The organism is Bradyrhizobium sp. HKCCYLS1011 (assembly GCF_051167795.1).
Taxonomy (GTDB): Bacteria; Pseudomonadota; Alphaproteobacteria; order Rhizobiales; family Xanthobacteraceae; genus Bradyrhizobium.
This window is the reverse complement of record NZ_JBNPTT010000012.1, coordinates 90,354-114,708: the sequence shown is the minus strand read 5'-3', so window position 1 is coordinate 114,708 and position 24,355 is coordinate 90,354. Positions and strand designations below refer to the sequence as shown.

Genomic DNA, 24,355 nt, shown 5'->3' with positions numbered 1-24,355 from the left:
AGAGAGTTGGTGAGGGAGCCGAAGGTCGCGATTTTGGTAGCCATGTTGGACTTGGGGGGTGTCGGGGCGGATGCTCGGACCGAATCCGAAATGCCTGACCTGTCGCCACGTGCACCGGGCGGAACGGTTTCGCGCGCGCGCGCGCAGCGTCCCCAGTTCTTCTCGCCGTGCGATCTCCGCCACCGTTGCCCTGCTGCTGTCGCTTCCGCTCGCCCATTGCGGCAGGGCGCCAAGCCCCGGCACGCTGGCGGCCAATGCCACTCCGGCACAATCTGCAAGCTTCGACGAGCGCTTCCCGGCACCGCAGTTCCGCGATCGCTTTCCGTCGTCTGCCGAAAGCTTCGAACTCCATAGGCCCTCGGATTTCGCGGCGCAGCCGGCATCCTATCAGGTCGCCTCGCTCGAGCCGCAAGGGCCCGCCACACGCCCGTCTCGCGAGCCGCTGACCACGCTGGTCAGCATGAAGTCCTCGGCATTCCCTTACTACGGCAACAACCCGGCCTCGGACGCCCCCTTCCTTAATGTCACCAGCGGCGACCGGCGCGGCCACCGCAGTTTCTCGGGCCGCGTCTACTGGCAGGACCAGACCTACAATGACAGCCGCGTGCTCGTGCACGTCCCCGAACATTTCGACGTCCGCAAACCCGGCATGATCGTGGTGTTCTTCCATGGCAACGGCGCGACCTTGGAACGCGACGTCCGCGACCGGCAATTGGTGCCGCAACAGATCAGCGACTCCGGCGTCAATGCGGTGTTGCTGGCGCCGCAAATGGCGGTCGACGCCGCCGATTCCAGTGCCGGCAAGTTCTGGCAGCCCGGCGGCTTCAAACGTTTCATGGACGAGGCCGCGGGCAATCTCGCCCAGCTGACCGGAGATCCCGCCGCAGCGAAGGCGTTCGCGACCATGCCGATCGTGATCGTCGGCTATAGCGGCGGCTTCCTGCCGACCGCCTGGAGCCTCGAGGTCGGCGGCGTCACGAACCGCGTCCGTGGTGTCGTGCTGCTCGATGCCGTCTACGGCCAGCTCGACAAGTTCGCGGGCTGGATCGAACATAATCGGTCCGGCTTCTTCATCTCGTCCTACACGCACTACACCGCCCGTCACGACCAGGAGCTGATGGCGACGTTGCGGGATCGCGGGATCGCCATCTCCGAAGACATGGAGGGGCCGCTCAAGCCCGGCAGCGTGGTGTTTGTCGAGACGCCGGAAGGCGTCACCCACCGGGACTACGTCACCCTGGCCTGGACGCGCAATCCCATCGAGGATGTGCTGGGGAAGATGGCGGCGGCCCAACCGCCGATCCGCATTGCGGCTGGTAGTTCAAGGGCGACCAACCGCTGAGCCGGCGCGCGGCTGAGGCCGCAAGCCTCATAGTGATGTTGATGGCAGCTTGAAGTATCGGCGCCGCGCATTGTCCGCTATCAGCACCCGCCTTAAGATGAAGCATTGTTTGATTGCGATATTGGGGACGAACATTGCGCGATGGGCTTTACAGGGTGGAATTTCACACCGTTCACGGCACCGGATCCGGCGTCGTCTATGCCTGCAGCGGCAAGCTTCGCGGCGGCAATTCGGCCTTCGCCTTCATCGGTAGTTACAGCTCAACGCCGAAGGCGATCCAGGTGAAGGTCTCGACCGAGCGCCACGATCCGGATCCCGCGTTCAAGCCGCTTTTTGGGATCGACAGGGTGACGCTGACATTGAGCGGGCAGGAAAACGGCGACATGGTCGATTTCGAAGGAACGGCACTGCAGATGCCGGGGCTCGCCTTCAAGGCGGTGCTGACCCGCATCGCCGATTGAGCCGGCGCCGACGGGTGGCGACCGCCGTGTCTCGAGCATGATCCGAAAATGCTGACGCGGCTTTCCGTAGGAGTCTTGCTCGATCAAAAACCAGGGGGCGCGACGGCGAGCTGACCTCATCGCCTCGCGCCTCCTGGATCAGGTCTTGGAATCGGGCTTGGCGTCGGGCTTCGGCTGCTTATCGACGAAACCGTTGAAACAGGCCAGCCGCTCGTCCTCTTCCTTCGTGAACTTGCAATCGCTCACCGACTTGGCCTTCATCGCCTTCGGCTTCGGCGCGGGCGGGATCACCCCGTCATAGCAGTTCAGCCGTTCCTTGGTGCCGTCATCGATCTCCAGACACGCCTGAAGGCGCGCGGCCATCGACTGCGGCTTTGCTGCAGCTGCGGTATGGGGCTTGACCTGGACCAACGGATGGCCGCCGACCATCGGCGGGCTGGCCTGGGCAAGAGCGGCCGTCGAAATGAGCGCCACGGCCAGGCTCAAAGTCATTCGCTTCATGTCATATCGCTTTCATATGAACCCGCGGGGGGGGGGGCGCCGGGCCTCGGTCTGACTAGCCGCCGGTTATGGCGAAATCATCCAGAGCCCCGCATCCCACGTGAAGCGGCTTTAAGCCGGTCTTGCGGCATTTGCCAAGCGACTCTTGGCTGAATCAGGCTAATGCGGCGACCGGTACCCGCGGCCTGCTGGACAGAATGGCCAGGACGGCCATGGCGACGAAGGCCGTGGCAACATAGCCGGTGCTACCAAACAGGTTCTGCGCAAACAGCGCCCCGCCAATGGCTGAACCGATCGCCTGGCCGATATAAAGCACCGAGGTGTTCAACGACACGGACGCCGATGCGAGCGGCGGCGCGGCGCTCACCAGGCGGACCTGCTGCATCGAGTTGGCCGAGGCGAAGCCAAGCCCCCAGACCACAACCGCCGTCGCCATCATGGGATAGGTTCCAGCTCCCACGGTCCAGCCCACAATGCCGGTCAGGATCAGGCTGGTGAACAGCAGCGAGGTCCGGAACGCCCCCCACGAATCGACGATGCGGCTGGCGATGATGACTCCAACAAAGCCCGCCACACCATACAGCGCGAACACCAGCCCGACCTGGTTCGCATCCGCGCCGGTCAAGGTTTGCAACAGCGGACCCATGAAGGTGAAGACGACGAACTGCCCGGACATCTGCAGCGTCGTGATCAGCAGCAGCACCACCACCGTCCGGTTGCGGCCGAGTTCGACCCAGGTCTTCAATTCGACGGGCGCGCCCCGCAGCCCGTTCGGCAACCGCCACACCGCCAGCAGGCAGCTCACGACACCGACAAGGCCGACCAGCAGATAGGCCATCCGCCAACCCAAATGGCTGCCGACGAAGGTGATCAGCGGCAGCCCGACGGCCGCGGCCAGCGACCAGCCGAGAAAGACATAGGCGATCGAGCTCCCGCGCCGCTCGGCCGGCACAATCAGCGCCGCAGTGCCCGCGGCCTGTGGCGTATAGAGCGCGCCGACCGCGAGCATCCCAAGGCGGATCACCAACAGGCTCGCATAGCCGGGCGCGACGCTCGAGGCCAGATTGCCAAGCGCGAACACCGCGAGCGTGACCGCAAGCAGCCGGCGGCGGTCAATGCGGCTGGTGAGCCAGGCGGTCAGTGGCGAACAGATGCACAGGATCACCGCGCCGAAGGTGATCAAAAGGCCCGTCGTTCGAATGCTGACGTCGAGCTCTGCGGCGAGCTCCGGCAACACCCCGGCAGGCGCCAGGACGGAGCAGCCGGTGACGAGATTGCCGAGCATCAAGGCCGTGGGAGCAAAGCGAGGGGATTTGGAATGATCGGTCATAATGGCTTGATACCAGAAACCTTCATGCATCTGCATGAAACATTATCATGTTGAGCATGACATCTGCTCACCGCAGCGGATAATGCGGGCTCAACGCGCAGCTCACCTCGCCGCGCCGGCCACCTGGTCGCGCTCGGCCGATGACGAGGTCACTGAGGTGCGCTTGGGCTGCGGGCAGCCGGGAAGCAGCCGCTGCAGCGCCGCCTGCAGACCCTCGGTGGAAAGCCGGGAGGACGCGAATTGCCAGCTGCCGGCACGCAGCTCACCCTCGTTCAGTTCGGGACCGGTGCTGGATGCGAGCGCGCGGAGCCGTGGTCCGGTCACGCCCATGCCCCACGTCTCCTCGCCAGGGTCCTTGTCGCCAAGCCCCTTAGCGTCACGTCCCTTCGCGTCGTGCCCCTTGCGCGGCGGATACAGGAAGCTGAGCCGGTTGGTTCCGTTGGTGATGGCCACCGAGGTGGATCCGGATGCTGCCGGTGTGGGCCGCTGGAAGTCCAGCTCGAAGCGGTCGGCATCGAAGCAGACCAGCTGAAATCGCGTGGTACGGAACGAGGTCTCGCCCGGCTTGCGCGTCATCACCGTCTTATAGACGAAGCCGCGGCTGGCGTACTCGAATGTCCAGGGCGTCTCTATTTGCTCGCGCCGGTCGACGCCGAATTTGGCGATCTCCTCGCGGCTGAGGACATGCAGATCCTCGAACCGCACCGAGCGCGACACGCTGAGCAGGCCCGGGTCGACGCCCATCCGCTTCAGATAGTCCAGCACCAGACGGTCAGCCCGCGCATTCGCCTGTTGCAGCGCCTGCATCCGCACCTCGGCCGGCGGCGCGCCGCTGCTGAAATTCAGGATCACCCGCGGCGAGTGCACGGCCAGCAGCGTATCCGGCGCGATCTCGCGCGTCGGCGCGCCCAGGATCAGATAGGGGCACGCGGAGTTGCACATCGCGCCTCTGGTCCAAAGCTCTCCCGTCAGCTCGCGGCCGGACTGCTTGAGCTTGACGCAGGCCTCGCCATCCTGGGCCTCGAAGCCGCATTCGCGGACCACGGTGCGCCCCACTCGCGCAATGGCCTTCGTTTCCCGCAGGATGTTGCCGATCGCGAGCCCCTGCTCGAGATTGCCGCCGGGCGAGTTGAAATAGATCGGCAGCCGGCGATCACCGACCTGCTTGACGAATTTGCGAAAGCGGGCTGCGGCGAGGCTGTCGATCTTTCCCTCTGCCGCGATCCAGCTGTCACAACCTTCGCCGCAGACACCGGGCGGTCCCTTGACCACGTAGAACGCGATCGGCGGCGTATGGTCGGCAAAGCGCTGGGCCGGCGCGGCACCTGCAGGCGCGCATGCCAAAGCGAGCGCCGCGAGCAGGATGAGGCGCCGGATCATCCGATCCGCACGATTACAGAGCACAAACATCGGAAAACAGCGCAAGCCCCAAATGTTTCGGTTGTATCACACCGCACCCTCGCCGCAAGGCTGGCAGGTTGATCCCGGCAGGAACTGCCCGGTTTCCGTCGCGAGCCCGGTTGCAGCCTCCGATTCCCCTGCTATATCGCTTGTTCCGCTTACCTGCGCTCGTTCGCAGGAGTGAGCTTACGGAGAACACCATGCCTGACCAGTCCAAGCTCGACCCCTCCAAGTCCGACTCGTTGAAGTCCGATCAGCCCAAATCCGAATCCGGTTTTCAATATAGCCTCAGCAATCTGAAGCCGGCCGAACCGGTGCAGAAGATCATCATCACCTTTCCGGACGGCGCCAAGCGCGATTATCCGAAGAATACCACCGGGTTCGAGATCGCCAAGGGCATCTCGCCCTCGCTCGCCAAGCGCACCGTGGCGATGGCGCTCGACGGCACGCTGGCCGACCTCAACGATCCGATCGGACAGGATGCCCGGCTCGAGCTGGTCGACCGCGACGATCCGCGCGCGCTGGAATTGATCCGGCATGACTGCGCGCATGTGCTCGCCGAAGCGGTGCAGTCGCTGTGGCCAGGCACCCAGGTCACCATCGGCCCGGTGATCGAGAACGGCTTCTACTACGACTTCTTCCGCAACGAGCCGTTCACCCCGGAGGATTTCGCCGCGATCGAGAAGAAGATGCGCGAGATCATCGGCCGCGACAAACCCTTCACCAAGGAGGTGTGGGATCGCGAGAAGACCAAGCAGGTGTTCCGCGACAAGGGCGAGGCGTTCAAGGTCGAGCTGGTCGACGCCATTCCCGGCAGCGAGCCGATCAAGATCTATTTCCAGGGCGAGTGGTTCGACCTCTGCCGCGGCCCGCACATGACCTCGACCGGCAAGATCGGGAACGCCTTCAAGCTGATGAAGGTGGCGGGCGCCTATTGGCGCGGCGATTCCAACAATCCGATGCTGACCCGCATCTACGGCACCGCCTTCGCCAAGCAGGAGCAGCTCGACGCCTACCTGAAGCAGATCGAGGAAGCCGAGAAGCGCGACCATCGCAAGCTCGGCCGCGAGCTCGACCTGTTCCACTTCCAGGAGGAAGGCCCGGGCGTGGTGTTCTGGCATCCGAAGGGCTGGAGCATCTTCCAGGCGCTGATCGCCTATATGCGCCGGCGGCTCGCCGGCGACTACAGCGAGGTCAACGCGCCGCAGATTCTCGACAAGTCGCTGTGGGAAACCTCAGGCCACTGGAACTGGTATCGCGAGAACATGTTCGCGGCCCAGTCGGCGGGCGACGAGGCCGAGGACAAGCGCTGGTTTGCCCTGAAGCCGATGAACTGTCCCGGCCATGTGCAGATCTTCAAGCACGGCCTGAAGAGCTATCGCGACCTGCCGCTGCGGCTCGCGGAGTTCGGCGTGGTCCATCGCTACGAGGCCTCGGGCGCGATGCACGGCCTGATGCGCGTGCGCGGCTTCACCCAGGACGACGCCCACATCTTCTGCACCGAGGAGCAGTTGGCCGACGAGTGCCTGAAGATCAACGACCTGATCCTGTCAACCTACGCCGATTTCGGCTTCGAGGGCGAGCTGACCGTGAAGCTCTCGACCCGGCCGGACAAGCGCGTCGGCACCGACGAGATGTGGGATCACGCCGAGCGCGTGATGGCCACGGTGCTGCAGGAGATCAAGACCCAGCGCAACAACATCAAGACCGAGATCAACCCGGGCGAAGGTGCGTTCTACGGGCCGAAGTTCGAATATGTGCTGCGCGACGCCATCGGCCGCGACTGGCAATGCGGCACCACGCAGGTGGACTTCAACCTGCCGGAGCGGTTCGGTGCGTTCTACATCGATGCCGACGGCGCCAAGAAGCCACCGGTCATGGTGCACCGGGCGATCTGCGGCTCGATGGAGCGCTTCATCGGCATCCTGATCGAGCACTATGCCGGCAGCTTCCCGCTGTGGCTGGCGCCGACCCAGGTCGTGGTCACCACCATCACCTCGGAAGGCGACGAATACGCCAAGCAGGTGCTGGCGGCGGCGCGGCGCGCCGGCCTGCGGGCCGAGATCGACCTGCGCAACGAGAAGATCAACTACAAGGTCCGCGAGCACTCGCTGCAGAAGATCCCTGCCCTTCTCGTTGTCGGCAAAAAGGAGGCCGAGACACATTCGGTCTCGGTGCGCCGGCTCGGCAGCGACGGCCAGAAAGTGATGCCGACGGCGGAGGCGATCGCCGCGCTGGTCGACGAAGCGACGCCGCCGGACGTGCGGCGCCGCCAGCGCGACGCGGCCTGACCGATCAAGCCATCCGCGTGGCGGCTGCGGCACGATCCGCAGCCGCCTGCCGGGCTTGTTGCAGCGCCACCTCCGCGCAGCCGGAAAGGTAGACGAACATGCTCGCCAGCATGCCTCCCAGCGCCTCCCGCCCGCGGGGCAGGATGGTGATCTCGTCATTGGCTCGGCCCCCGCGCAGGAGCAGTCCCTGCGCTTCCGCATCGCGCAGCACGGTCAGCACGTGTTTGCGGGACACCGAAAACCGCGTTGCAAGTCCGTTGATCGAGAGCGGCACCGGTTCGGCCGGAGGAAACCCCTCGTCTGCAGACCCGGACAGCGCCAGGCTGAACAGGATCATCATTCCGGCATTGCGCTCGGCGAACATCGCAAGATCAGGCGCATTGTCGAGGACGCGCACGCCCGCGATGAATCGGCGGCCGAGTTCGAGCACGAATGTCTTGAGAAAGGCCGGGTCGTTGAGCGCGGCCCGATAAGCGACCGCGGCGGGGATCACCCGACTCATGGCGTCGAATTGGCCACCCCAGCGCTCCCGGTGCAGCATCATCAGCTTCTCGGTGGGAACGAGAGGACGGCGACGCCGATCCGTGTTCGGCGCGGCCGCCAGAAAACCGACCGCGCGCATCAGGCCCAGCATCGCCTCGCAACGGCCACGGCTGCACAGACCGAGCCTGACGCACATCTCCTTCATCGCGCCTGCGGTCAGCCCAGGCTCTCCATCGCGCTCGCCGTCGAAATGCAGATAGAGGGCGAAATATGAAAACAGCGCGCGGGCACGGTCGCTGAGCAGCGCATTGAGGACGCGGCCGCTGCGATACAGCGCCACCGAACTGTGCGCAGAGGCGCGCATCGCCGCCGGAAAGCCGGAATGGCCGCGCAACCGGGCGATCGCATCAGGTGACGGTGTCAGCACCGGTTCGGTCATGCGCACGCCAATCTGTTCGGCCTCGCGCCAAAATCAGCTGAGCCCTTTTACCGATCCGCCCGAACCCGGACAATCGTCACCGCCAGTCATGTCCGGGCAGATCGCCGCAGGCGGGCTGAGCCTTTGCCGTAGAACCGGTGCCTGTAGAACCGATCAAAACGGCCTGGGCGCGCCCTCGTTGCGGGCCGATCCGCATGTTATCTAAGGGCCATCCATCAGCTACCGAGAACCTATAGTGCCCGACACCATTGAACTCCTGAAAACCCGCCGCTCGGTCAAGCCACGCGAGATGACCGGCCCCGGCCCCTCGCCCGCCGAGCTCGAGACCATCCTGACCATCGGCGCCCGCGTGCCCGATCACGGCAAGCTCGCCCCCTGGCGCTTCATCATCTTCGAGGGCGATGCGCGCCAGCGCGCCGGCGAGATCATCGCCCAGGTGTTTGCCGGCAAGAACCCGCAAGCCACTGAGGCCGACATCGAAGCAGAGAAGAAGCGATTGACCGATGCGCCGCTGGTGATCGGCCTGGTCAGCATCACCAAGCCACATCCGAAGGTGCCGCCGTTCGAGCAGGAGCTGTCGGCGGGCGCGAGCGCGATGAACATCGTCACGGCGGCCACCGCGCTCGGCTACGGCGCGGCCTGGCTCACCGGCTGGTTCTGCTTCGATCGCGACGTGCTCGATCGCCTCGGGCTGAAACCTGAGGAGAAGCTCGCCGGCATGATCCATATCGGCACCCCGACCAAGCCGAGCGAGGATCGCCCGCGCCCGGTGCTGTCAGAGATCGTGACGCGGTTTTAGCGGCGGCCTATGAGAACCTGAGGTCCTGCCGCGAGATCCGAAGGCGGGCAGCGCGACGCCCCTTCAGAGGGCGCCGCGGCCGCTTCAGCACGATGGTGCGCCCCCGCTCCCGCGTCCTGCTATTTCTCGCCATCAAGAAAATGGCGTATCGCCTTGATGGTCGCCTCCGGCTGCTCTTCCATCAGCCAATGTCCGGCGTCGGGGATGACCACTTCGGTGACATCCGTGGCGGCGTTGCGCATCACAACCGCTTCCATCGCGCCGAAGGATTTCTGACCTCCGATGGCAAGCACCGGAATGGTCAGCTTTGTCGCGATCGCCTTCTTGTTGTCGTCTGCGTCGGTGCGGATCGACCTGAACTGCGCGAACGCGGCATGCATGGCGCCCGGTCGCGCATAGAGTTCGGCATAATGCCTGCGTGTCGCCTCCCCGACCTTCGAAGGCGTGCCCGCGAACTCATTCCAGAAACGGTCGAGGTAGATGCGCTCGCGGCCCTTGACTAGCCGTTCCATATCGGGGCCGCCGAAATCAAAGTGCCAAAGCTGCGGGCTGCGCACGATCTCGTCCCACGGCGGCACGCCGGGCACTGGAGCATCCATGACGACGAGCTTCTCCGTCAAATCGCGATACCGCGCCGCGTAGGCATAGGCCACCATGGTTCCGATATCGTGTCCGACCACGAAAGCCTTGTCGATGCCGAGCGCCTGCAAGACGGCCCGCATGTCAGCCGCCTGGGTCCATTTGTCGTAGCCGCTGTCGGGCTTGTCCGAGAGGCCCATGCCCCGCAGGTCCGGCACGACCACGGTGTGATCGCGCGCCAGCTCTGCGCCAAGCTTGGCCCACATGTCGCCGGTGTCGCCGAAGCCATGGATCAGGATGACGGCGGGTCCCTGACCGCCGACCCGAACATGGATCTGCGCTCCGTTCGCAGCGATCGTTCTGGTCTTGAAGCTGGAAGGGAACGCTTCGACCTCGGCGCGGGCTGCAGGAGCCAGCAGCATGAGAAGAATTGCAAGGCATCTTGCGCGCACCGGCGCCCCCTATCATTTGTGATCCGGCCAGCTGTAGCGCGATTATAGATCGATCTACAATAAGCAACCCAAAGATACACGCCCCCTATTGAGCGGCCGGATCGTGAGCAAGTTGTGAGCGGAGCGACATGCGGGGACGCGATGTCGGATATCACTACGCTCATCGGCCCATTGCCAGTCATCCCACGATCCCCATCTAGTTCGGGTTGCGACCGAAGAATCGTGGGTAGTGCAATGGACATCTATAAGATTCGAGATGCCAAGCCGGAGGAACAACGTGAGCTAACGCGCCTCTGTGTACGTGCGACAATGCACGCGGGACACGACGAAGCGTTCATCGACCGTATAATGCCCGCGCTTACGATCACCGTACCAATGATCAGCGGCAATTATGTTCAAGTGGCAGAAAGCCACTCTGGCGAAGCCGGAGGTGTCGTTTGGGTGACTCCGACCGCACTTCAAGGAATTGCACTGCTCCATGGCCTATTCGTCGATCCGACGCGATGGAAATGCGGGATCGGGCGAGTTCTCTTCGGGGCGGCCGTCGCTCGCACAAGAGGCATGAAGGCCGGAGCCCTGATGATCTACGCCGAACCCTCCGCTGAGGGGTTTTATCGGCGGATGGGAGCCACCAGGATCGGCGAAGGACCATTCTACTTCTCGCCGGAAACCGTGTTGCCTCACCTCCTGTATATCATTCCTACCGGGGCGCCCTGACGTACGGCACCGGTTTGGTCTATCGTCATCCGATGGCTCCTCTGATATTCCAGCTCGGCCTCGGATCGGCGCTGCCGCTCGCTTGGCTCTGCAAGCTCCTGTTTCGCGCCGGACGCTGCCGCGGTACAAGCCAGTCGACGGCTCTGCACCTGCGCCGGGGCGAGCACGCGATAGATGAAGACCCCGGATGAAGCGGGCCTTCTCTGCTCTGGATTTAGCGACGCGCGCCACGGCCCCTGGCCGACGCCGGCGGCCCGGCAGATGTCAGTTGGATTCGCAATGCGAACCCAACTGTTGATGACCAGTCGGGCGAATGATCCTCATTAGCCGACCATACGGTGCCTGAGGCTCTGGTAAAATGCCGTCTCGAAGTTCATGTAGCCGATGAACGACGTGGGATCACCGAACGGTAGGATCTGGGTTGCCCAGAATCCGCCAAAGCCGTTCCGCCGATCTATCCAATAGAACAGGTTGGCAAGACCGGCCCAACCAAGCGCTCCAGCAGGGCGCCCCGTCGGAGCTTCTTCGTCGTTGATCATGAAGCTCAGCGCCCACGACTTGGATTGGCCTGGGAAGAACTCCGCATCGTTGCAGAGCGACGTGATGACACCCATAATCGCGGTCACCTTCTTGTCGCCCAGATGGTTCTGTTCCGCCATGCGCACAGTCTCGACCTTCAGCACGCGGCCATGTTCGCCAGCTCCGTCATTGAGCCACATGCGGATGAAGCGCATGTAGTCGCCGACCGTGCCGTAGAGGCCATGACCGCCCATATGCACCTCAGGCTTGGCCGGCAGCTCAAAATCCATCGGCGTCAGCGAGCCGTCGGCGTTGCGCGCGTGGATGCCGGCCAATCTGGCGCGCATCGCATCGTTCAACTCGAACGTCATGTCCTTGATCCCGAGCGGTTCGAAGATGCGGGTCTTGAACACTTCGCCCAGCCGGCGGCCGGTGATGGCCTCGACGATCTGCCCGCACCAGTCGAGATTGGTGCCATACTCCCACCGCTCACCCGGATCGAACAGCAGCGGGGTCATGAGGCAGGCCTTGGTCGCCGTGATGACGCTGGGCTGTCCCTTTTGCTCCGCGAGCCTGTTGTAGGTCTGATTGATGAAGTCGTAGCTTAGACCCGCGGTATGGGTCATCAACATGCGCGTGGTGAGGTCCCGGCTCGGCGGGCGCAGAATGGGCTCGCCCTTGCTGTCGAAGCCCTCGATGACCTCGAGCTTGCCGATCTCAGGCGCGTAGCGCCTGGCAGGTGCATCCAGATCGAGCTTGCCCTCTTCAACGAGCTGCAACACGGCCGTCGCGGTGATGGCCTTGGTCGTGGAGAAGATCGCGAAGATGCTGTCCGTTGACATCTTGGCCGGCTGGTCCAGACGACGTTGCCCGGCCGCACCTTCATAGATGTTGCGATTCCGATCCGTCACCATGGCGACGACACCAGGAACCCGCGGCGTGGATGTCACGACCTCATTGAGAACGGCGTCTGCCGCCGCTCTGAAATTGATGCTCATGTGCTTCCTCCGATGCTTATTATGTTGTGCTTTGATTGGGCTCTGTCGCGATGGTTCAGCGCATGGCAAAACCCTGGTAGCCGCTCGCTGCGACCTCATCGCATTTCTGGCGGTAGGCGCCGACGCCGCCGCAATAGGACAGCACGCGGCGAGGCTTGCCTTTGACATTCGAGCCTAGGTACCAGGAATTCGTCTTCGCGATCAGCGTCGCATTCGCAACCTCGTCGTGATGGGCGACCCAGGCATCTTGCGTCTCCTTGGTCGGCTCGACCACAGCGAGACTGTTCGCGCGAACATATCTGATGCAATCGTCGATCCATTCGACCTGCTGCTGAAGGCAGGTTGTCATGTTGCACAGCGCTGCCGACGGCGCCAGCGGCACGGCGGTCGTAAACAGATTGGGGTAGCCGTGGATCTGCAGTCCCATCGTGGTGCGGATGTCCCTGCTCCACTCGTCCTTCAGCGAGCGCCCGCCGCGCCCCCTGACGTCGATCCGCATCACGGCGCCGGACCCGGCGTCGAAGCCGGTCGCGAGGATGATCATGTCGAGTTCGTGGACCGTCCCATCGGCCAGTTGGATCCCCTCACGCGTGACACACTCGATCGGATTGTTCTTGACTTCGACGATCTCAACGTTCGGACGGTGGAATGCCTCGAGAAAGTTCTGCTCCAGCGGCACCCGATGCGTTCCGAAGCCATAGTCTTGCGGGATCAACAGATCGCACAGCTTCGGATCCTTCAGCCGCTTGCGCATCTTCTCGCGCACGAATTCGGAGATCTCGCCATTGACCGCATCGTCGAAGAACAGCTCGGCAAAGGACGAGATCCACAGCTTCAGGGAGCCGTCGCTCCAGCAATCCTCGAGTACCTCACGGCGCCTCTCGGCCGTCAGCGCCGCCCAGGCGTGCTCGAAATCGTACTCGAACCCGGTGAAGGTGTGTGGCAAGCGCTCCACGAAGTGCTTGAACTTCGATTTGTAGGCTTCCGCATCGGCCGCGCCGTATTTTGGATTCTTCATCGGGATGATGTATTGCGGCGTGCGCATGAACACCTTGAGGTGGCCGACTTCGCTCGCGATCGTCTGAATGACCTGGATGCCGGTTGCGCCATTGCCGACAATGCCGACGCGCTTGCCCGCGAAGTCGACCGGCTGTGCCGGCCACCGCGCCGTGTGAAACACCTGGCCACCGAAGGTGTCCTGCCCGGGAAACGACACGTGAGGCGCGGAGAGCATGCCACAACAGGTGATGATGAATTGGGTATCGACGACGTCGCCCTGATCGGTGGTCACCCGCCACCGCTGCGTTGCATCATCGAAGTGGGCGCTCACGATAGCGGTGCCGAACTGGATGTCCTTGCGCAGATCCAGGCGATCGGCCACGTAGTTGAGCCAACGCTCAATCTCCGGCTGGCCCGGGAATCTTTCGCTCCAGCTCCATCCTTTGTAGAGCTCTTCCGAAAACAGATATTGGTAGATGTAGCTTTCTGAATCGAATCTCGCGCCGGGATAGCGGTTCCAGTACCACGTGCCGCCGACGCCTGACGCAGCATCGAAGGCTCTGACCGTCAAACCTTGCTCGCGCAGACGATAGAGCTGATAGAGCCCGGCGACCCCGGCTCCGACGACGACGGCATCGAGCTTTGCCGTCACATGTGTACCGTTGTGCCCATTGGATTTGGTCACGGCTTCTGTCATTTGCTTCCTCCTGAGGCGTTTTTTTCAGTGCGCGCCGCCTTCCCGTCCGGTTCGTCGCAGGACGTGGTAGCTCGGCGTTGTCGTTCCCGGAGTGGACCGGATTGCGTTGGGCGTCCGGCTGGTCGTTCGACCTTCCCCCACCGTTCGGGATGGAGGAGCCTAGGAAGTGCGGTCGGCTCAGGCTTGAACGAAACCAACAATCCTTTGAACGGAGCTCGACCTGGCGAGCGAGAGCGGCGCTGCTCGATCTCGCTTGGCGGCAGCCAAAGCCGGCGTATACTGCCCGACGCCATCAGGCCAATGAGAAGCAGGAGCGGTCAACCGCGCCCAGGACTGCGGGAGGGACGCTGACGCCATGGGCCAACTTATTACGGTCGAGGAGCTGCCACATTACGCTCCCGGCGAGTTGATGCTCGATAGTATGGCGGTCGGAAAGCCGGAGCTTCGGCTACGCGTCTTCCGCTATGCACCATCAGACATCTGGGTACCACCGTCCGAGAACTTCCTGATCGTCTCCTATCGCGTCGGCACGACCTCGATGAACCGTCGTGTGACAGGCGCCTGGAAGCAGGATCAGGTGGGACGCGGCGCGACGACGCTGCTCACCCGCGCGGAAGCGTCGAACTGGCGCTGGAGCCACGATATTGAGGTGAGCCACTTGTACATCTCCCCGGCCTGGATGGTGAGAACCGCAAGCGAGGCCTTCGACCGCGATGCCGTATCGATCGAGCTCCACGATCTGCTGCGCATCGAAGATTCGGTCCTGTCCTGGATCAGCGAGCGAATGGTGCAGGAGGTTGCCGAAGGAGGCCCGGGCGGCCGACTCTGCTATGATGCGCTGGCGCTCCAAGCCAGCGTGCACATCCTACGAAAATACGCCTCGGTCGAGTTCAAAATGCCCTGTTCGCAGGGACGCTTCCGACCGACGCATGCACGACTGATCGAAGACTATGTCGAGCAGAATATTTCCAGGAATATCACGCTCGAGGAACTGGCCAACATTTGCAACTGCACGCAGGTGCAGTTCGCGCGCAAATTCCATGTCCATTACGGAATGCGGCCGCATACCTACGTGCTCGGCCGGAAGGTCGCGCGCGCATGTCAGCACTTGCGCCAGGACCGGCTCCCGCTGAAGGAGATCGCACTTCTGAGTGGATTTGCCGATCAGAGCCATCTCAACCGGATCTTCCGCCGCTTCATGAACATGACGCCCGCCGAATTCCGAAAGCAGTGCACCGGCTAGCGAAGTACCTCGCCCTAGTTGACTTGGAGCGCGAGAGATTGGTCGAGCAACGCCTGACGGGCAGCGCGCTGACTTGCGAACATCGGAACCGAACGATGCTGACATGATCCAACATCCAGTGTGGCCTTGCGACTGACACTCGCCTGTGATTGCGCGCAGATATGCTCAAGCGAATATCAGACGCGCCACACTGGATTTTGTGACGCGCGCTACGGCCCCATCCTGGCCGACGCCGGGTGCCCCGGCACCTGAAAGCGCTTGCCGGTGTCCACGACCTTGCCGCCCTCGACCTTCAGGATCGAAAAATCCTGGGTCAGGTAGTTGCCGACCAGGAGATATTTGCCGTCGGGCGTGAACGCCGCAGCCTCGGGCAATCCACCGACCTCGACATCCTGGGTCTTGCTCACGGTCTTGCCGTCGATTTTCAGAACCGTGATGCTTCCGTTCTTTTCATAGAAGTAGGCGTTCTTTTGGTTGGAGCCGCGGAGGATAACAGATGCGGCAATATCCCCGGTCGGACTGATGGCGAGCCCTTCCGGTCCGTCACCGACGACCACGCGATCGATGATGCGCGGCGGATTGGCTTCGAGATCGATGACGCTTGTGGTGTCGACGCTCCCGTCCGAGGCGCCGGCATTGCCGTTGTCGGAGGTGAGCGCAATCTTCCCACTCGGCGCGACCGCGACATTGTAAGGCCATTGCCCGGCCGGAAGATCGATCTTGCTGTAGGACACCTTGTCACCGGCGACATCCAGGATCGAGATCTTGTGAGCAGGGAAGCGAGCGGCAAGCGCGCGCTTGCCGTCCGGCGTGAACGCCACATGCGAGACGCTGTCCGGCATGGCTACCGTGTCGACAATCTTGACGTCGGTGCCATTGACCGAAAGCACACTGATCGAATTGTCACCGCGATTGGCAACCAGCGCCATCTTGCCGTCTGGACTGAAACTCAGGCCGGAAGGCTGCTTACCGCCGGTCAGCGTAGCCGCAAGCTTGGATGGGCTGGCCGCGAGATCGAGCACATAGATCTTGTTGTCAGGCACCTGCTTGAGCGCGTCACCGTCTTTCACGACATCGACGGAATCAGCCACCAGCGCGGTTGTCCCGCTCGGATCGATCGCCACGTTCACCGGCGGCCCGACCACGGAGTTCTTGAGCGGCAGGGACGCGACGATCTTCGGGCTTTCAGGGTCTGCGAGATCGACGATCAGGACCTGATCCTTGCCCGGCGGGAACAGGATCGGCTTCCCGCTGTCGTCCCACAGCAATTTTTCGTCTAGGCCGACGATCATGAGTGGCTTGGCCTGCCCGGCGCTCAGATTGGCGCTGAGCAGGATCGCAGCTGCAGATAACAGTCCCACGGCACGGCGAGCCGGCATTTGGGCATCCTCCATTGAACACTCGGCCTCTCCAGGGCCGATCTCGGTAGACTACGCTGGGGAGCAGCTATCCGCCAGCGCTTCGCTGTGGCCGCGCGTTAGTAAAGGCCGCCGGTCCCCGGCCGCATGACCGCGCCGGTGTCCAACGCAGTGCCCTGTGGAACAAGTACGCGGTCGGGATCGGCTTCGCTCATTGTCGAGAAGCTGTCCGGCGGCGCTGTGCCGGGTTTGAAGGGTTCGAGGATTGCGCCATTGGCCTGGCCTGGGACGGCGCGCATGCCGGTCTTGGCATCGACGCGGACCAGCTTGATGCCGGCGGGGATTTTGAATGGTGTCGCCGGCTTGTCGATCAGCGCAAGCTTCATGAAGTCGCGAGCAATCGGCGCCGTGATACGCGCGGCCTGCGCTGTTCTGCCAAGACTGCGTGGCTTGTCGTAGCCGACATACAGACCGACGACGAGATCCGGCGAGAAACCGACGAACCAGACATCCTTGGCTTCGTTGGTCGTTCCGGTCTTTCCGGCAATCGGCTTGCCGACCTCCTTGAGGGCAATGGCAGTGCCTCCCTGGACGACACCTTCCATCAGCTCGGTGATCTGATAGGCCGTCATGGTGTCCAGCACCTGCTCGCGACGATCGACGAGCTGCGGCTCGGCCTGATTGTGCCACCCCTCAAGTGCCTCGCAACCGCGGCATTCGCGGGCGTCGTGCCTGAATATGGTGTGACCGTAGCGATCCTGGATGCGATCGATCAGAGTCGGCTTAACACGGCGGCCGCCATTTGCGATCATCGAATAGGCGGTGACCATTCGCATCACAGTGGTCTCGCCGGTGCCGAGCGAGTAGGACAGATAGTTCGGAACCTCGTCATAGATGCCGAACCGCTTGGCGTATTCGGAAATCAGGGGCATGCCGATGTCCTGCGCCAGGCGCACCGTTACCGTGTTCAGCGACAGCCGCAACGCGTTGCGAAGCGTGGTCGGCCCGAGATATTTGCCGTTCGAGAAGTCGTCAGGACGCCAGACACCGCCTCCTTCACCCTGGTCGACTTCAATGGGAGCATCGACCATCGTGCTGGATGGCGTGTATCCGTTGTCGAGCGCGGCAGAATAGACGATCGGCTTGAAGGTCGAACCTGGCTGCCGATAGGCCTGCGTGGCACGGTTGAACTGACTTTGATCGAAAGAGAAGCCGCCCACCATCGCCACCACGCGTCCGGTGTTGGGCTCCATGACCACCATGGCGCCGGAGACTTCAGGCAACTGCTCCAGCCGGTACTGGCCTTCGACCGGACGGCCCTCTTTGTAGAGCGGATCAACATAGATCACGTCGCCAGGCTGCAGCACCTGCGCGACCGAGCTCGGCGTCCGGCCGCGCCCAGCTCCTGAAGGCGCCCGGGCCCATTTGACACCCTCGAGCGAGATCAGCCCGGTCTGCCGCTCCTTGCTGAGCACGCCGCCGAGCTCGCGGCCCGGCTGGAAACCGATCCGCGCGGACTGATCGCTTATCTCCAGCACCACCGCCAGCCGCCACGGCGAGATGTCCGAAAGCGATTTGATCTCGGCGAGCTTCACGCCCCAGTCACCGGATAGATCGAGCTTGCTGACCGGTCCGCGATAGCCTTGGTCCTCGTCGTAGCGCACCAGGCCCGCCACCATGGTCTTGCGCGCCATGACCTGGATCTTCGGATCGAGCGTGGTGTGCACCGACAGCCCACCCTCATAAAGCTTTTTCTCGCCGTAGCGCTCAACCAGATCGCGTCGTGCTTCCTCGGCAAAAAACTCACCCGCGAAGGTGTGTGCGCTCCCGGCGTGAGTGCTGATCGTGATCGGCTCCCTGCGCGCCACGTCGGCATCGGCCTTGTTGATCCAGCCATTTTCAAACAGCCGGTCGACCACGTAGTTGCGCCGCTCGATCGCGCGATCATGATTGCGGATCGGATGCAGGCTGCCGGGCATCTTGGGCAGCGCAGCCAGATAAGACGCCTCGGCGACCGTGAGCTCGTTGACTGACTTGTCGAAATAGACCAATGCGGCGGCGGCGACGCCATAGGCGCCCGAACCCAGATAGATCTCGTTCAGATAGAGCTCCAGGATCTTGTCCTTGGAATAAGCGCGCTCGATGCGCATCGCAACCAGCGCTTCCTTGATCTTGCGGGTGAACGACACCTCGTTCGTCAGGAGGAAGTTCTTCGCGACCTGCTGCGTGATGGTGGACGCGCCCTGCGGACGCCGGTCCGAGCCGAAATGCTGCGCATAGGCCAGCGCTGCGCGTGCCATGCCGGAAAAGTCGATGCCGCCATGTTCGTAAAAATTCTTGTCTTCGGCTGCGAGGAACGCGTTGATCACGAGCTTTGGCACGGCCTGGATCGGCAGATAAAGCCGGCGCTCCCGGGCATATTCGCCAACAAGCGATCCGTCGGCCGCGTGCACGCGGGTCATCACCGCCGGCTCGTAATTCTGGAGTTGCGAATAATCCGGCAGGTCCTTCGAGAAGTGCCAGAACAGGCCGGCTACCCCCGCTGCGACGATCAGGAATACGACAGTGCCTGCCGCGAAAAAGAAACTAAAAAGGCGCATCAGCAAGCGCATCGGCCGATATTCCTACCACTGCGCTGATTCTGCAGCGCTTCTCAGGATTCTGATTCGGGGTTTTCTGGGTGAGCGACCAGCGCGGGGAGTCCGATATTCCGACGGGACTAAGATACCAGATACGGACCTTGCGGCAAATCTGCGACTGCCGATGTTGTTGCGTGCCTTTGCGCAAGGAGTTGCGGGCCACGCCAACGATAGACGAATGAGCAAGAGACCATCGTGCCGAAACACGAAGTTCGGGAACGATTTCAACGGGAACGCCTCGCTGCTGCTCGCTCAGCCAAAAATTATCTTTCGTTTTTTCAGAAATCATGCTAGGCATTCGTCATCCCGCCTCGTCGAAGAGGGACGTACGCGTCGTCACGATACGTGGAGGTGGGATGCGGTGGACGTGAAGGCTGCGCTGGACGAGCGCGAGCCCGCACGGACGGCGAAATCGTGTGGTCCTGGCGCCCCGGTGCTGGCGTCCTGCGCAACGCGCTCGCGCGTTGTCGCTCGCGACGATGTTTCACATCGCGCAGTGGGGGCAATCAAGCCGGTCCCCAAGGAGAGCGCGTATAAGCCGTAAACTATCGCGCAGGGAAGGTCGGGATGTCTTGGCCGAACCTGTGGTGACTGCCGCCTGCTTTCTTTGATGCAGGCGGGCCATGGGGGCGGCAAGCTCCCGGCCTTCCCTGCGCCCTCTCGATTTCCGAAAGGGACATGCTGGTCGCATCACTCGGGCACGACGTGCCGCGAGACGGTAGAGGTGTGCCTGAATTGAACTACATGTCGTCATTTACGCCGTCATGCCCCGCGAAGGCAGGGCATCCAGTACGCCGCGGCATTTCGAGTCATCATGGGTGCCGGTGGAATACTGGATCGCCCGCCTTCGCCTTCGCGGGCGACGACGGCGAGAATAATAGTGGCGGTTCGATGCCTGGATGGGGAAACCGAACGTGACCCGCAATCCGCAGGAACAGCCCGCCTCACGCCGCCTTCGAGGCGCGCGCCCCGAAGCGGACCAGAAGCTCTTCGACTTCGGACGCCGGCTTGGCCGCGCTGAACAGAAAGCCCTGCACCTGGTTGCAACCCTCCGCCCGCAGCCAGTCGAGCTGATCGACGGTTTCGACGCCCTCGGCCGTCGTCGTGATGTTCAGGCTGCGGCCGAGCCCGGAGATCGCCCGCACGATCGCGACGCAGTCCGAACGCTGCGCGAGATCCTTCACGAAGGAGCGGTCGATCTTGATCTTGTCGAACGGGAAGCTGCGGAGATAGCTGAGGCTGGAATAGCCGGTGCCGAAATCGTCCATCGAGATGCTGACGCCAAGCTGCCGGAGCTGGTGCAAGGTCGCGAGATTGGCCTCGGTCTCCGCCAGGAAGATCGATTCGGTGATCTCGAGCTCGAGCCGGGTCGGTGCGAGCCCGGACTGCGCCAGCGCCGACATCACGACCTGGACCAGGTTGCGGCTGCGGAACTGCACCGCGGAGAGATTGACTGCAACCTTGATTCCGTCAGGCCATTGGGCCGCGATGCTGCAGGCCTCGCGCAGCACCCATTCCCCGAGCGGCACGATCAGCCCGATATCCTCGGCGACAGGAACAAAATCGGCGGGCGAGATCATGCCTTTCTCGCGATGCCGCCAGCGCAACAGCGACTCGAAGCAGCTGATGCGGTTGGATGCGACGTCCACCAACGGCTGATAGTGCAGCTCGAATTCGCCATGGGCAAACGCATGGCGCAGATCGTGCTCGAGGTCGCGGCGCTTTTGCGCCTGGCGATCCATATCCGTTTCGAAGAAGCGGTGCACGCGGCCGCCATCCTGCTTGGCGCGGTACAGCGCCATGTCGGCGTTCTTCATCAGCTGCTCGCTGCTCGAGCCGTCATACGGCGACACCGCGATCCCGATCGAGGCGCCGATCACGAGCTCCTGGTCCTCGATCTCGTAGGGCGCGCTGAGGACCTCGATCAGATCAGCGGCAAACTCGCTGATTTGGCTGGACGTTCCGGCGTCGTTCAAGATCACCGCAAACTCGTCGCCACCGAGCCGCGCCGCCAGATTGCCACCGCGCGCCTGCTCCTTGAGCCTGTTGGCGACCGCCTGCAACAGGCGATCGCCAATGGGGTGGCCGAGCGAATCATTGACGTTCTTGAACAAATCGAGGTCGATGCACATGATCGCGACGCGCTTGTTGCCGGCGGCGCCCTGCTCCAGCGCCTGCTTGAGGCGTTCCTGGTAGAATTCGCGATTGGGCAGGCTGGTCAGCCCGTCATGGTGCGCCATATAGGCGATGCGCGCTTCGGCCTTGCGGCGCTCGGTGATGTCGACGATCGAGACCAGAAAGCCGTCATGGCCGTCGAAGGTGACCCGCCGGCCGTAGGTCAAGACCTCGATCTCACTGCCATCGGCCTTGAGGTGGCGCCAGTCGCGCTGAAAATGATCGGTCTCGGCGAGGTCCTCCAAGGCCTGGTCCAGGCTCTCCCATTCGCCGGGCGGCCAGAGTTGCCAGATGGTCCTGCGCAGAAACTGCGCGCGGCTGTAGCCGTAATGCCGGACAGCCGCGTCGTTGACGTTGAGGATTTCCGCGGTCGTCTTGTCGAAGATGCACATCGGCACGGGATTGGCGTCGAACAGCAGGCGGAACGACGCTTCGCGGCGCTTCAGCGCCGTCACGTCGGCAATGGTCAGCGAGACGATATCGCCAAAGGCATGGGCGCCCAGCCGCAGATTGCGCTCATCGCTGTCGACTTCGAACTGGTCATGCCCACCGCGCGAGACCACGTCGAACAGACGCATCATGACGTCTTCCGCGCACAGGATGTTGCCGCCATCGTTGAGGCGGCTCCATTGCAGGCGCGAGGATGGCAGCTTGAGATGCCTGGCGGCCGATTGATTGTGATGGACGATCTGGAAGTCGCAAGGCGCGCCGGCTACATCGCGGATGGTCGCCAGCGAGACCACGCCGTCCTCGGTCGTCGAGAAGATCGCATCGAGCAGATTGTACTGGGCGGACCGCTCGTTCACATAGGTCCCGATCAGAATGCCGCCCCAGCGCGAGCTGGTCGGCAACGCCAGCACGTCGTAGGTGCGCACCATGCCGTCGCGCACGCAATGGCACGTGGCAAGATAAGGATGCCGCTTCGACAATGCGCAATTGGCGGCTTCGCGCAGCACGGTTGCGCAATCCGGCGATACGATCTCGACCGCGATGTCCCAGCGCTCGTCCTGCAGCCATTGTTGCACATAGCGTCCGGTGCGCGAAATTTCCAACGCGCCGTTCTCCCGCTTCAGGACCGCGATGTGATCGGCAAGGCGTCCCAGACTGCCGAGCATGACATCTTCGTAGCGCGGCAGCCCCTGGCCGGGCTTCAGCGCGGCCTGCCACTTACGTTGGAGGACAGGGATATCCTCGAACAGATCGTGATTGATTTTCGCGGACGGTTTCTTCTTGACGGCACTCATACAATTCCCACGCAATTCCGCACGCGCAGGCGCTTCTCAGCGCCAGGGCCGCTGCTTCCGAACAGCCTTCCTCGCAAGCAATTCCTCCCGGGAAGCCCGCCGCAGAGCGGCGCACGTCTTTGCGGGCACCATGCATTTGCGCGGGTCGCGTCGCGAGCTGATGAGCGGCGGCGCGCTGCACAATGTGGCGCTGCCGGTATCCAATGAAGGGGCGGCTTAATGCCTTGTAAAAATGAAAACAAATTTCGCGGAAATTGCGAATTATGACAGTTTGAAGTCGACCGATGGTTATTGCAATTTTACGACCAATCAACACAGATCGGTGTGTTGGCGGGTCCAACGCGCACGCTGGCGCACAGTCAGCGCGCAATCACCTCGACCTCGCCGTCGACGCCGTTCACGACGCTGAAGGTGCGCTCGAAGACCTTGCCTTCGTTCTTGGCGATTGCGCGATATTCGCCTTCCGACAGCACCACCTTCGGAAACGCGCCGATCGATTCCTTGATCACGTCGCCGCCGGGATTGATGACCGACCACGCCGTGTTCGCAAGTGCCTCGCCGCCCTTGTCCGATACCAGCTTCAAGGTGATCACGGCCGCACGGTGGGTCACGGTCACATCGGTCAGCTTGCCGGCCTGCACGCGAATATCCGAGCGCACCACCGAATTGGCGTCGCCATAGTTGGAGACGATGTAATAGGTGCCTTCGGGCAGCAGCAGCACGTCGCCGGCCGCCACGCTCGGCACCAAGGGCGGCCGCTCGCCGCCCTCGAACTGGCTGCCTTTGTAGATTGCAAAGGTGAGCTGGTTCTGCGGAATCTTGCTGGCGCCGACGCGTCCCTCCAGCCGCAACCCGCCGGCCGGCAGCACGAACGATTCGCGATCGGTGTCCGTCTTCAGGCTCACCGTGCGCACGGCGCTCACCAGGCCGAGCGAGACGTGGACCACGTAATTGCCCGGCGGCAGCACGATGTTCGGGGTCGCCGTGCGGTCTTCCCGCAGCATCTTGAAGGTGCCGGTCTCGTCGGGACGGTCGGCGAAGACCCGCCAGACCAGGCCGCCATTGACGTTCGGCAGGTCCTTGCCGTAGCGCGCCGACAGCGCCAGCACCGCTTGCGTGGGAGTGGGCGCGCTCGGCGTCTGCGGCGGCGCGGCGGGCGTTGTGGCGGGCGGCACCGCTGCGACGGATGGGGGCGCGGTCGGCATCGGCGGCGGCGCTCCGGCGGCAGGGCCGGACGGCGGTGCAAGGCTGACCGCGGCGCCCGGATCGGGCACAGCGGCCGGCGGTACCGGCGGCGGCCGGTCGCTGAAGAATTGCGCGTTCGCCGGCCCGACGCCGCCTGCGCAGAGCAAAGTGGCCGCGGCCAACAGCGCGCGCAGCCTTGCGCCGCGCCGGTCTCTGGTCATGCCGCCACGTCTCGTCATCATCGTCCTGCTTTTCACCGAAAACGCGGCGAATTCAAGCCTGTGTATCCACGGTGGACCAAGGGATGCCGCGTTTCCGGCACGTTGGTCACATCTTCGTGCGTTGCAGCAATCCAGCCGCGCCACAACATCGGACGAGGCCGCTTGGGGTTGTCGGAACCGGAAAATGGCGCCATCAGATCTGCCCTCGTGCGGCGCGTCCGGAGTTCACCGGGGTGGCGGTTCGGAATTGAACTCCGAAGTTCGCGTATGAGGCCATTGCGA

General features: G+C 63.2%; 18 protein-coding genes. 6 read left to right on the top strand and 12 right to left on the bottom strand.

The features are described from left to right. Positions 1-70: 70 nt before the first annotated feature. A complete protein-coding gene (locus ACQR1W_RS33225; protein ID WP_434854707.1) occupies positions 71-1,342 on the top strand; it encodes an alpha/beta hydrolase in 1,272 nt (423 codons plus the stop codon). A gap of 155 nt (positions 1,343-1,497) precedes the next feature. Beyond that, positions 1,498-1,803 (top strand): hypothetical protein, encoded by a 306-nt coding sequence (locus tag ACQR1W_RS33220; RefSeq protein WP_008966983.1) that lies wholly within the window; start codon positions 1,498-1,500, stop codon positions 1,801-1,803. Positions 1,804-1,941: 138 nt separating this feature from the next. Here ACQR1W_RS33220 and ACQR1W_RS33215 read toward each other — a convergent pair whose 3' ends face one another. From ACQR1W_RS33215 to ACQR1W_RS33205, 3 genes are all read right to left on the bottom strand, one after another. After that, positions 1,942-2,304, bottom strand: a complete 363-nt coding sequence (locus tag ACQR1W_RS33215; protein ID WP_035980555.1) for a hypothetical protein — start codon at positions 2,302-2,304, stop codon at positions 1,942-1,944. A gap of 154 nt (positions 2,305-2,458) precedes the next feature. Beyond that, positions 2,459-3,634 (bottom strand): MFS transporter, encoded by a 1,176-nt coding sequence (locus ACQR1W_RS33210; protein ID WP_434854850.1) that lies wholly within the window; start codon positions 3,632-3,634, stop codon positions 2,459-2,461. 102 nt (positions 3,635-3,736) lie between these two features. Continuing rightward, entirely contained in the window at positions 3,737-5,014 is a 1,278-nt protein-coding gene (locus ACQR1W_RS33205; protein ID WP_434854706.1) for a hypothetical protein, read from the bottom strand. Positions 5,015-5,235: 221 nt separating this feature from the next. On the opposite strand from ACQR1W_RS33205, the gene thrS reads away from it, so the two are divergent. Continuing rightward, on the top strand, positions 5,236-7,326 hold the full coding sequence (thrS, locus tag ACQR1W_RS33200; RefSeq protein ID WP_434854705.1) for a threonine--tRNA ligase: 2,091 nt from the start codon (positions 5,236-5,238) through the stop codon (positions 7,324-7,326). Positions 7,327-7,330: 4 nt separating this feature from the next. On the opposite strand, the gene ACQR1W_RS33195 is transcribed toward thrS, so the two are convergent. Beyond that, entirely contained in the window at positions 7,331-8,248 is a 918-nt protein-coding gene (locus ACQR1W_RS33195; RefSeq protein ID WP_434854704.1) for a hypothetical protein, read from the bottom strand. 235 nt (positions 8,249-8,483) lie between these two features. Here ACQR1W_RS33195 and ACQR1W_RS33190 point away from each other — a divergent pair, with 235 nt between their 5' ends. After that, positions 8,484-9,047 carry a nitroreductase family protein gene (locus ACQR1W_RS33190; RefSeq protein ID WP_008966976.1) on the top strand — a complete coding sequence of 188 codons (564 nt, stop codon included), beginning with the start codon at positions 8,484-8,486 and terminating at the stop codon, positions 9,045-9,047. Between the two features lie 119 nt (positions 9,048-9,166). Here ACQR1W_RS33190 and ACQR1W_RS33185 read toward each other — a convergent pair whose 3' ends face one another. Next, a complete protein-coding gene (locus ACQR1W_RS33185) occupies positions 9,167-10,048 on the bottom strand; it encodes an alpha/beta fold hydrolase (protein ID WP_434854703.1) in 882 nt (293 codons plus the stop codon). A 264-nt stretch (positions 10,049-10,312) separates the two neighbouring features. Between ACQR1W_RS33185 and ACQR1W_RS33180 the strand changes: the two genes are divergently transcribed. Then, positions 10,313-10,795 carry a GNAT family N-acetyltransferase gene (locus ACQR1W_RS33180; protein WP_434854702.1) on the top strand — a complete coding sequence of 161 codons (483 nt, stop codon included), beginning with the start codon at positions 10,313-10,315 and terminating at the stop codon, positions 10,793-10,795. Positions 10,796-11,118: 323 nt separating this feature from the next. Here the strand turns inward: ACQR1W_RS33180 and ACQR1W_RS33175 are convergent, their stop codons facing one another. After that, positions 11,119-12,312 (bottom strand): serine hydrolase domain-containing protein, encoded by a 1,194-nt coding sequence (locus ACQR1W_RS33175; protein ID WP_434854701.1) that lies wholly within the window; start codon positions 12,310-12,312, stop codon positions 11,119-11,121. 55 nt (positions 12,313-12,367) lie between these two features. Then, positions 12,368-14,008, bottom strand: coding sequence for a flavin-containing monooxygenase (locus ACQR1W_RS33170; RefSeq protein ID WP_434854700.1), 1,641 nt, complete (start codon positions 14,006-14,008; stop codon positions 12,368-12,370). 355 nt (positions 14,009-14,363) lie between these two features. Here ACQR1W_RS33170 and ACQR1W_RS33165 point away from each other — a divergent pair, with 355 nt between their 5' ends. Continuing rightward, complete coding sequence (locus tag ACQR1W_RS33165; RefSeq protein WP_434854699.1) at positions 14,364-15,251, top strand: helix-turn-helix domain-containing protein; 888 nt, start codon at positions 14,364-14,366, stop codon at positions 15,249-15,251. A 209-nt stretch (positions 15,252-15,460) separates the two neighbouring features. Here ACQR1W_RS33165 and ACQR1W_RS33160 read toward each other — a convergent pair whose 3' ends face one another. The 5 genes from ACQR1W_RS33160 to ACQR1W_RS33140 form a co-directional block, all read right to left on the bottom strand. Then, a complete protein-coding gene (locus tag ACQR1W_RS33160) occupies positions 15,461-16,630 on the bottom strand; it encodes a lactonase family protein (RefSeq protein WP_434854698.1) in 1,170 nt (389 codons plus the stop codon). Positions 16,631-16,728: 98 nt separating this feature from the next. Further along, the gene (locus ACQR1W_RS33155; protein ID WP_434854697.1) at positions 16,729-19,221 is read right to left on the bottom strand and encodes a penicillin-binding protein 1A; all 2,493 of its coding nucleotides are present in this window, start codon (positions 19,219-19,221) and stop codon (positions 16,729-16,731) included. Beyond that, positions 19,196-19,537 (bottom strand): hypothetical protein, encoded by a 342-nt coding sequence (locus ACQR1W_RS33150; RefSeq protein WP_434854696.1) that lies wholly within the window; start codon positions 19,535-19,537, stop codon positions 19,196-19,198. The genes ACQR1W_RS33155 and ACQR1W_RS33150 overlap by 26 nt, the downstream gene beginning before the upstream one ends. 655 nt (positions 19,538-20,192) lie before the next feature. Beyond that, positions 20,193-22,667, bottom strand: coding sequence for a putative bifunctional diguanylate cyclase/phosphodiesterase (locus tag ACQR1W_RS33145; RefSeq protein WP_434854695.1), 2,475 nt, complete (start codon positions 22,665-22,667; stop codon positions 20,193-20,195). Positions 22,668-23,026: 359 nt separating this feature from the next. Then, on the bottom strand, positions 23,027-24,091 hold the full coding sequence (locus ACQR1W_RS33140) for a hypothetical protein (RefSeq protein ID WP_434854694.1): 1,065 nt from the start codon (positions 24,089-24,091) through the stop codon (positions 23,027-23,029). Positions 24,092-24,355 lie beyond the last annotated feature (264 nt).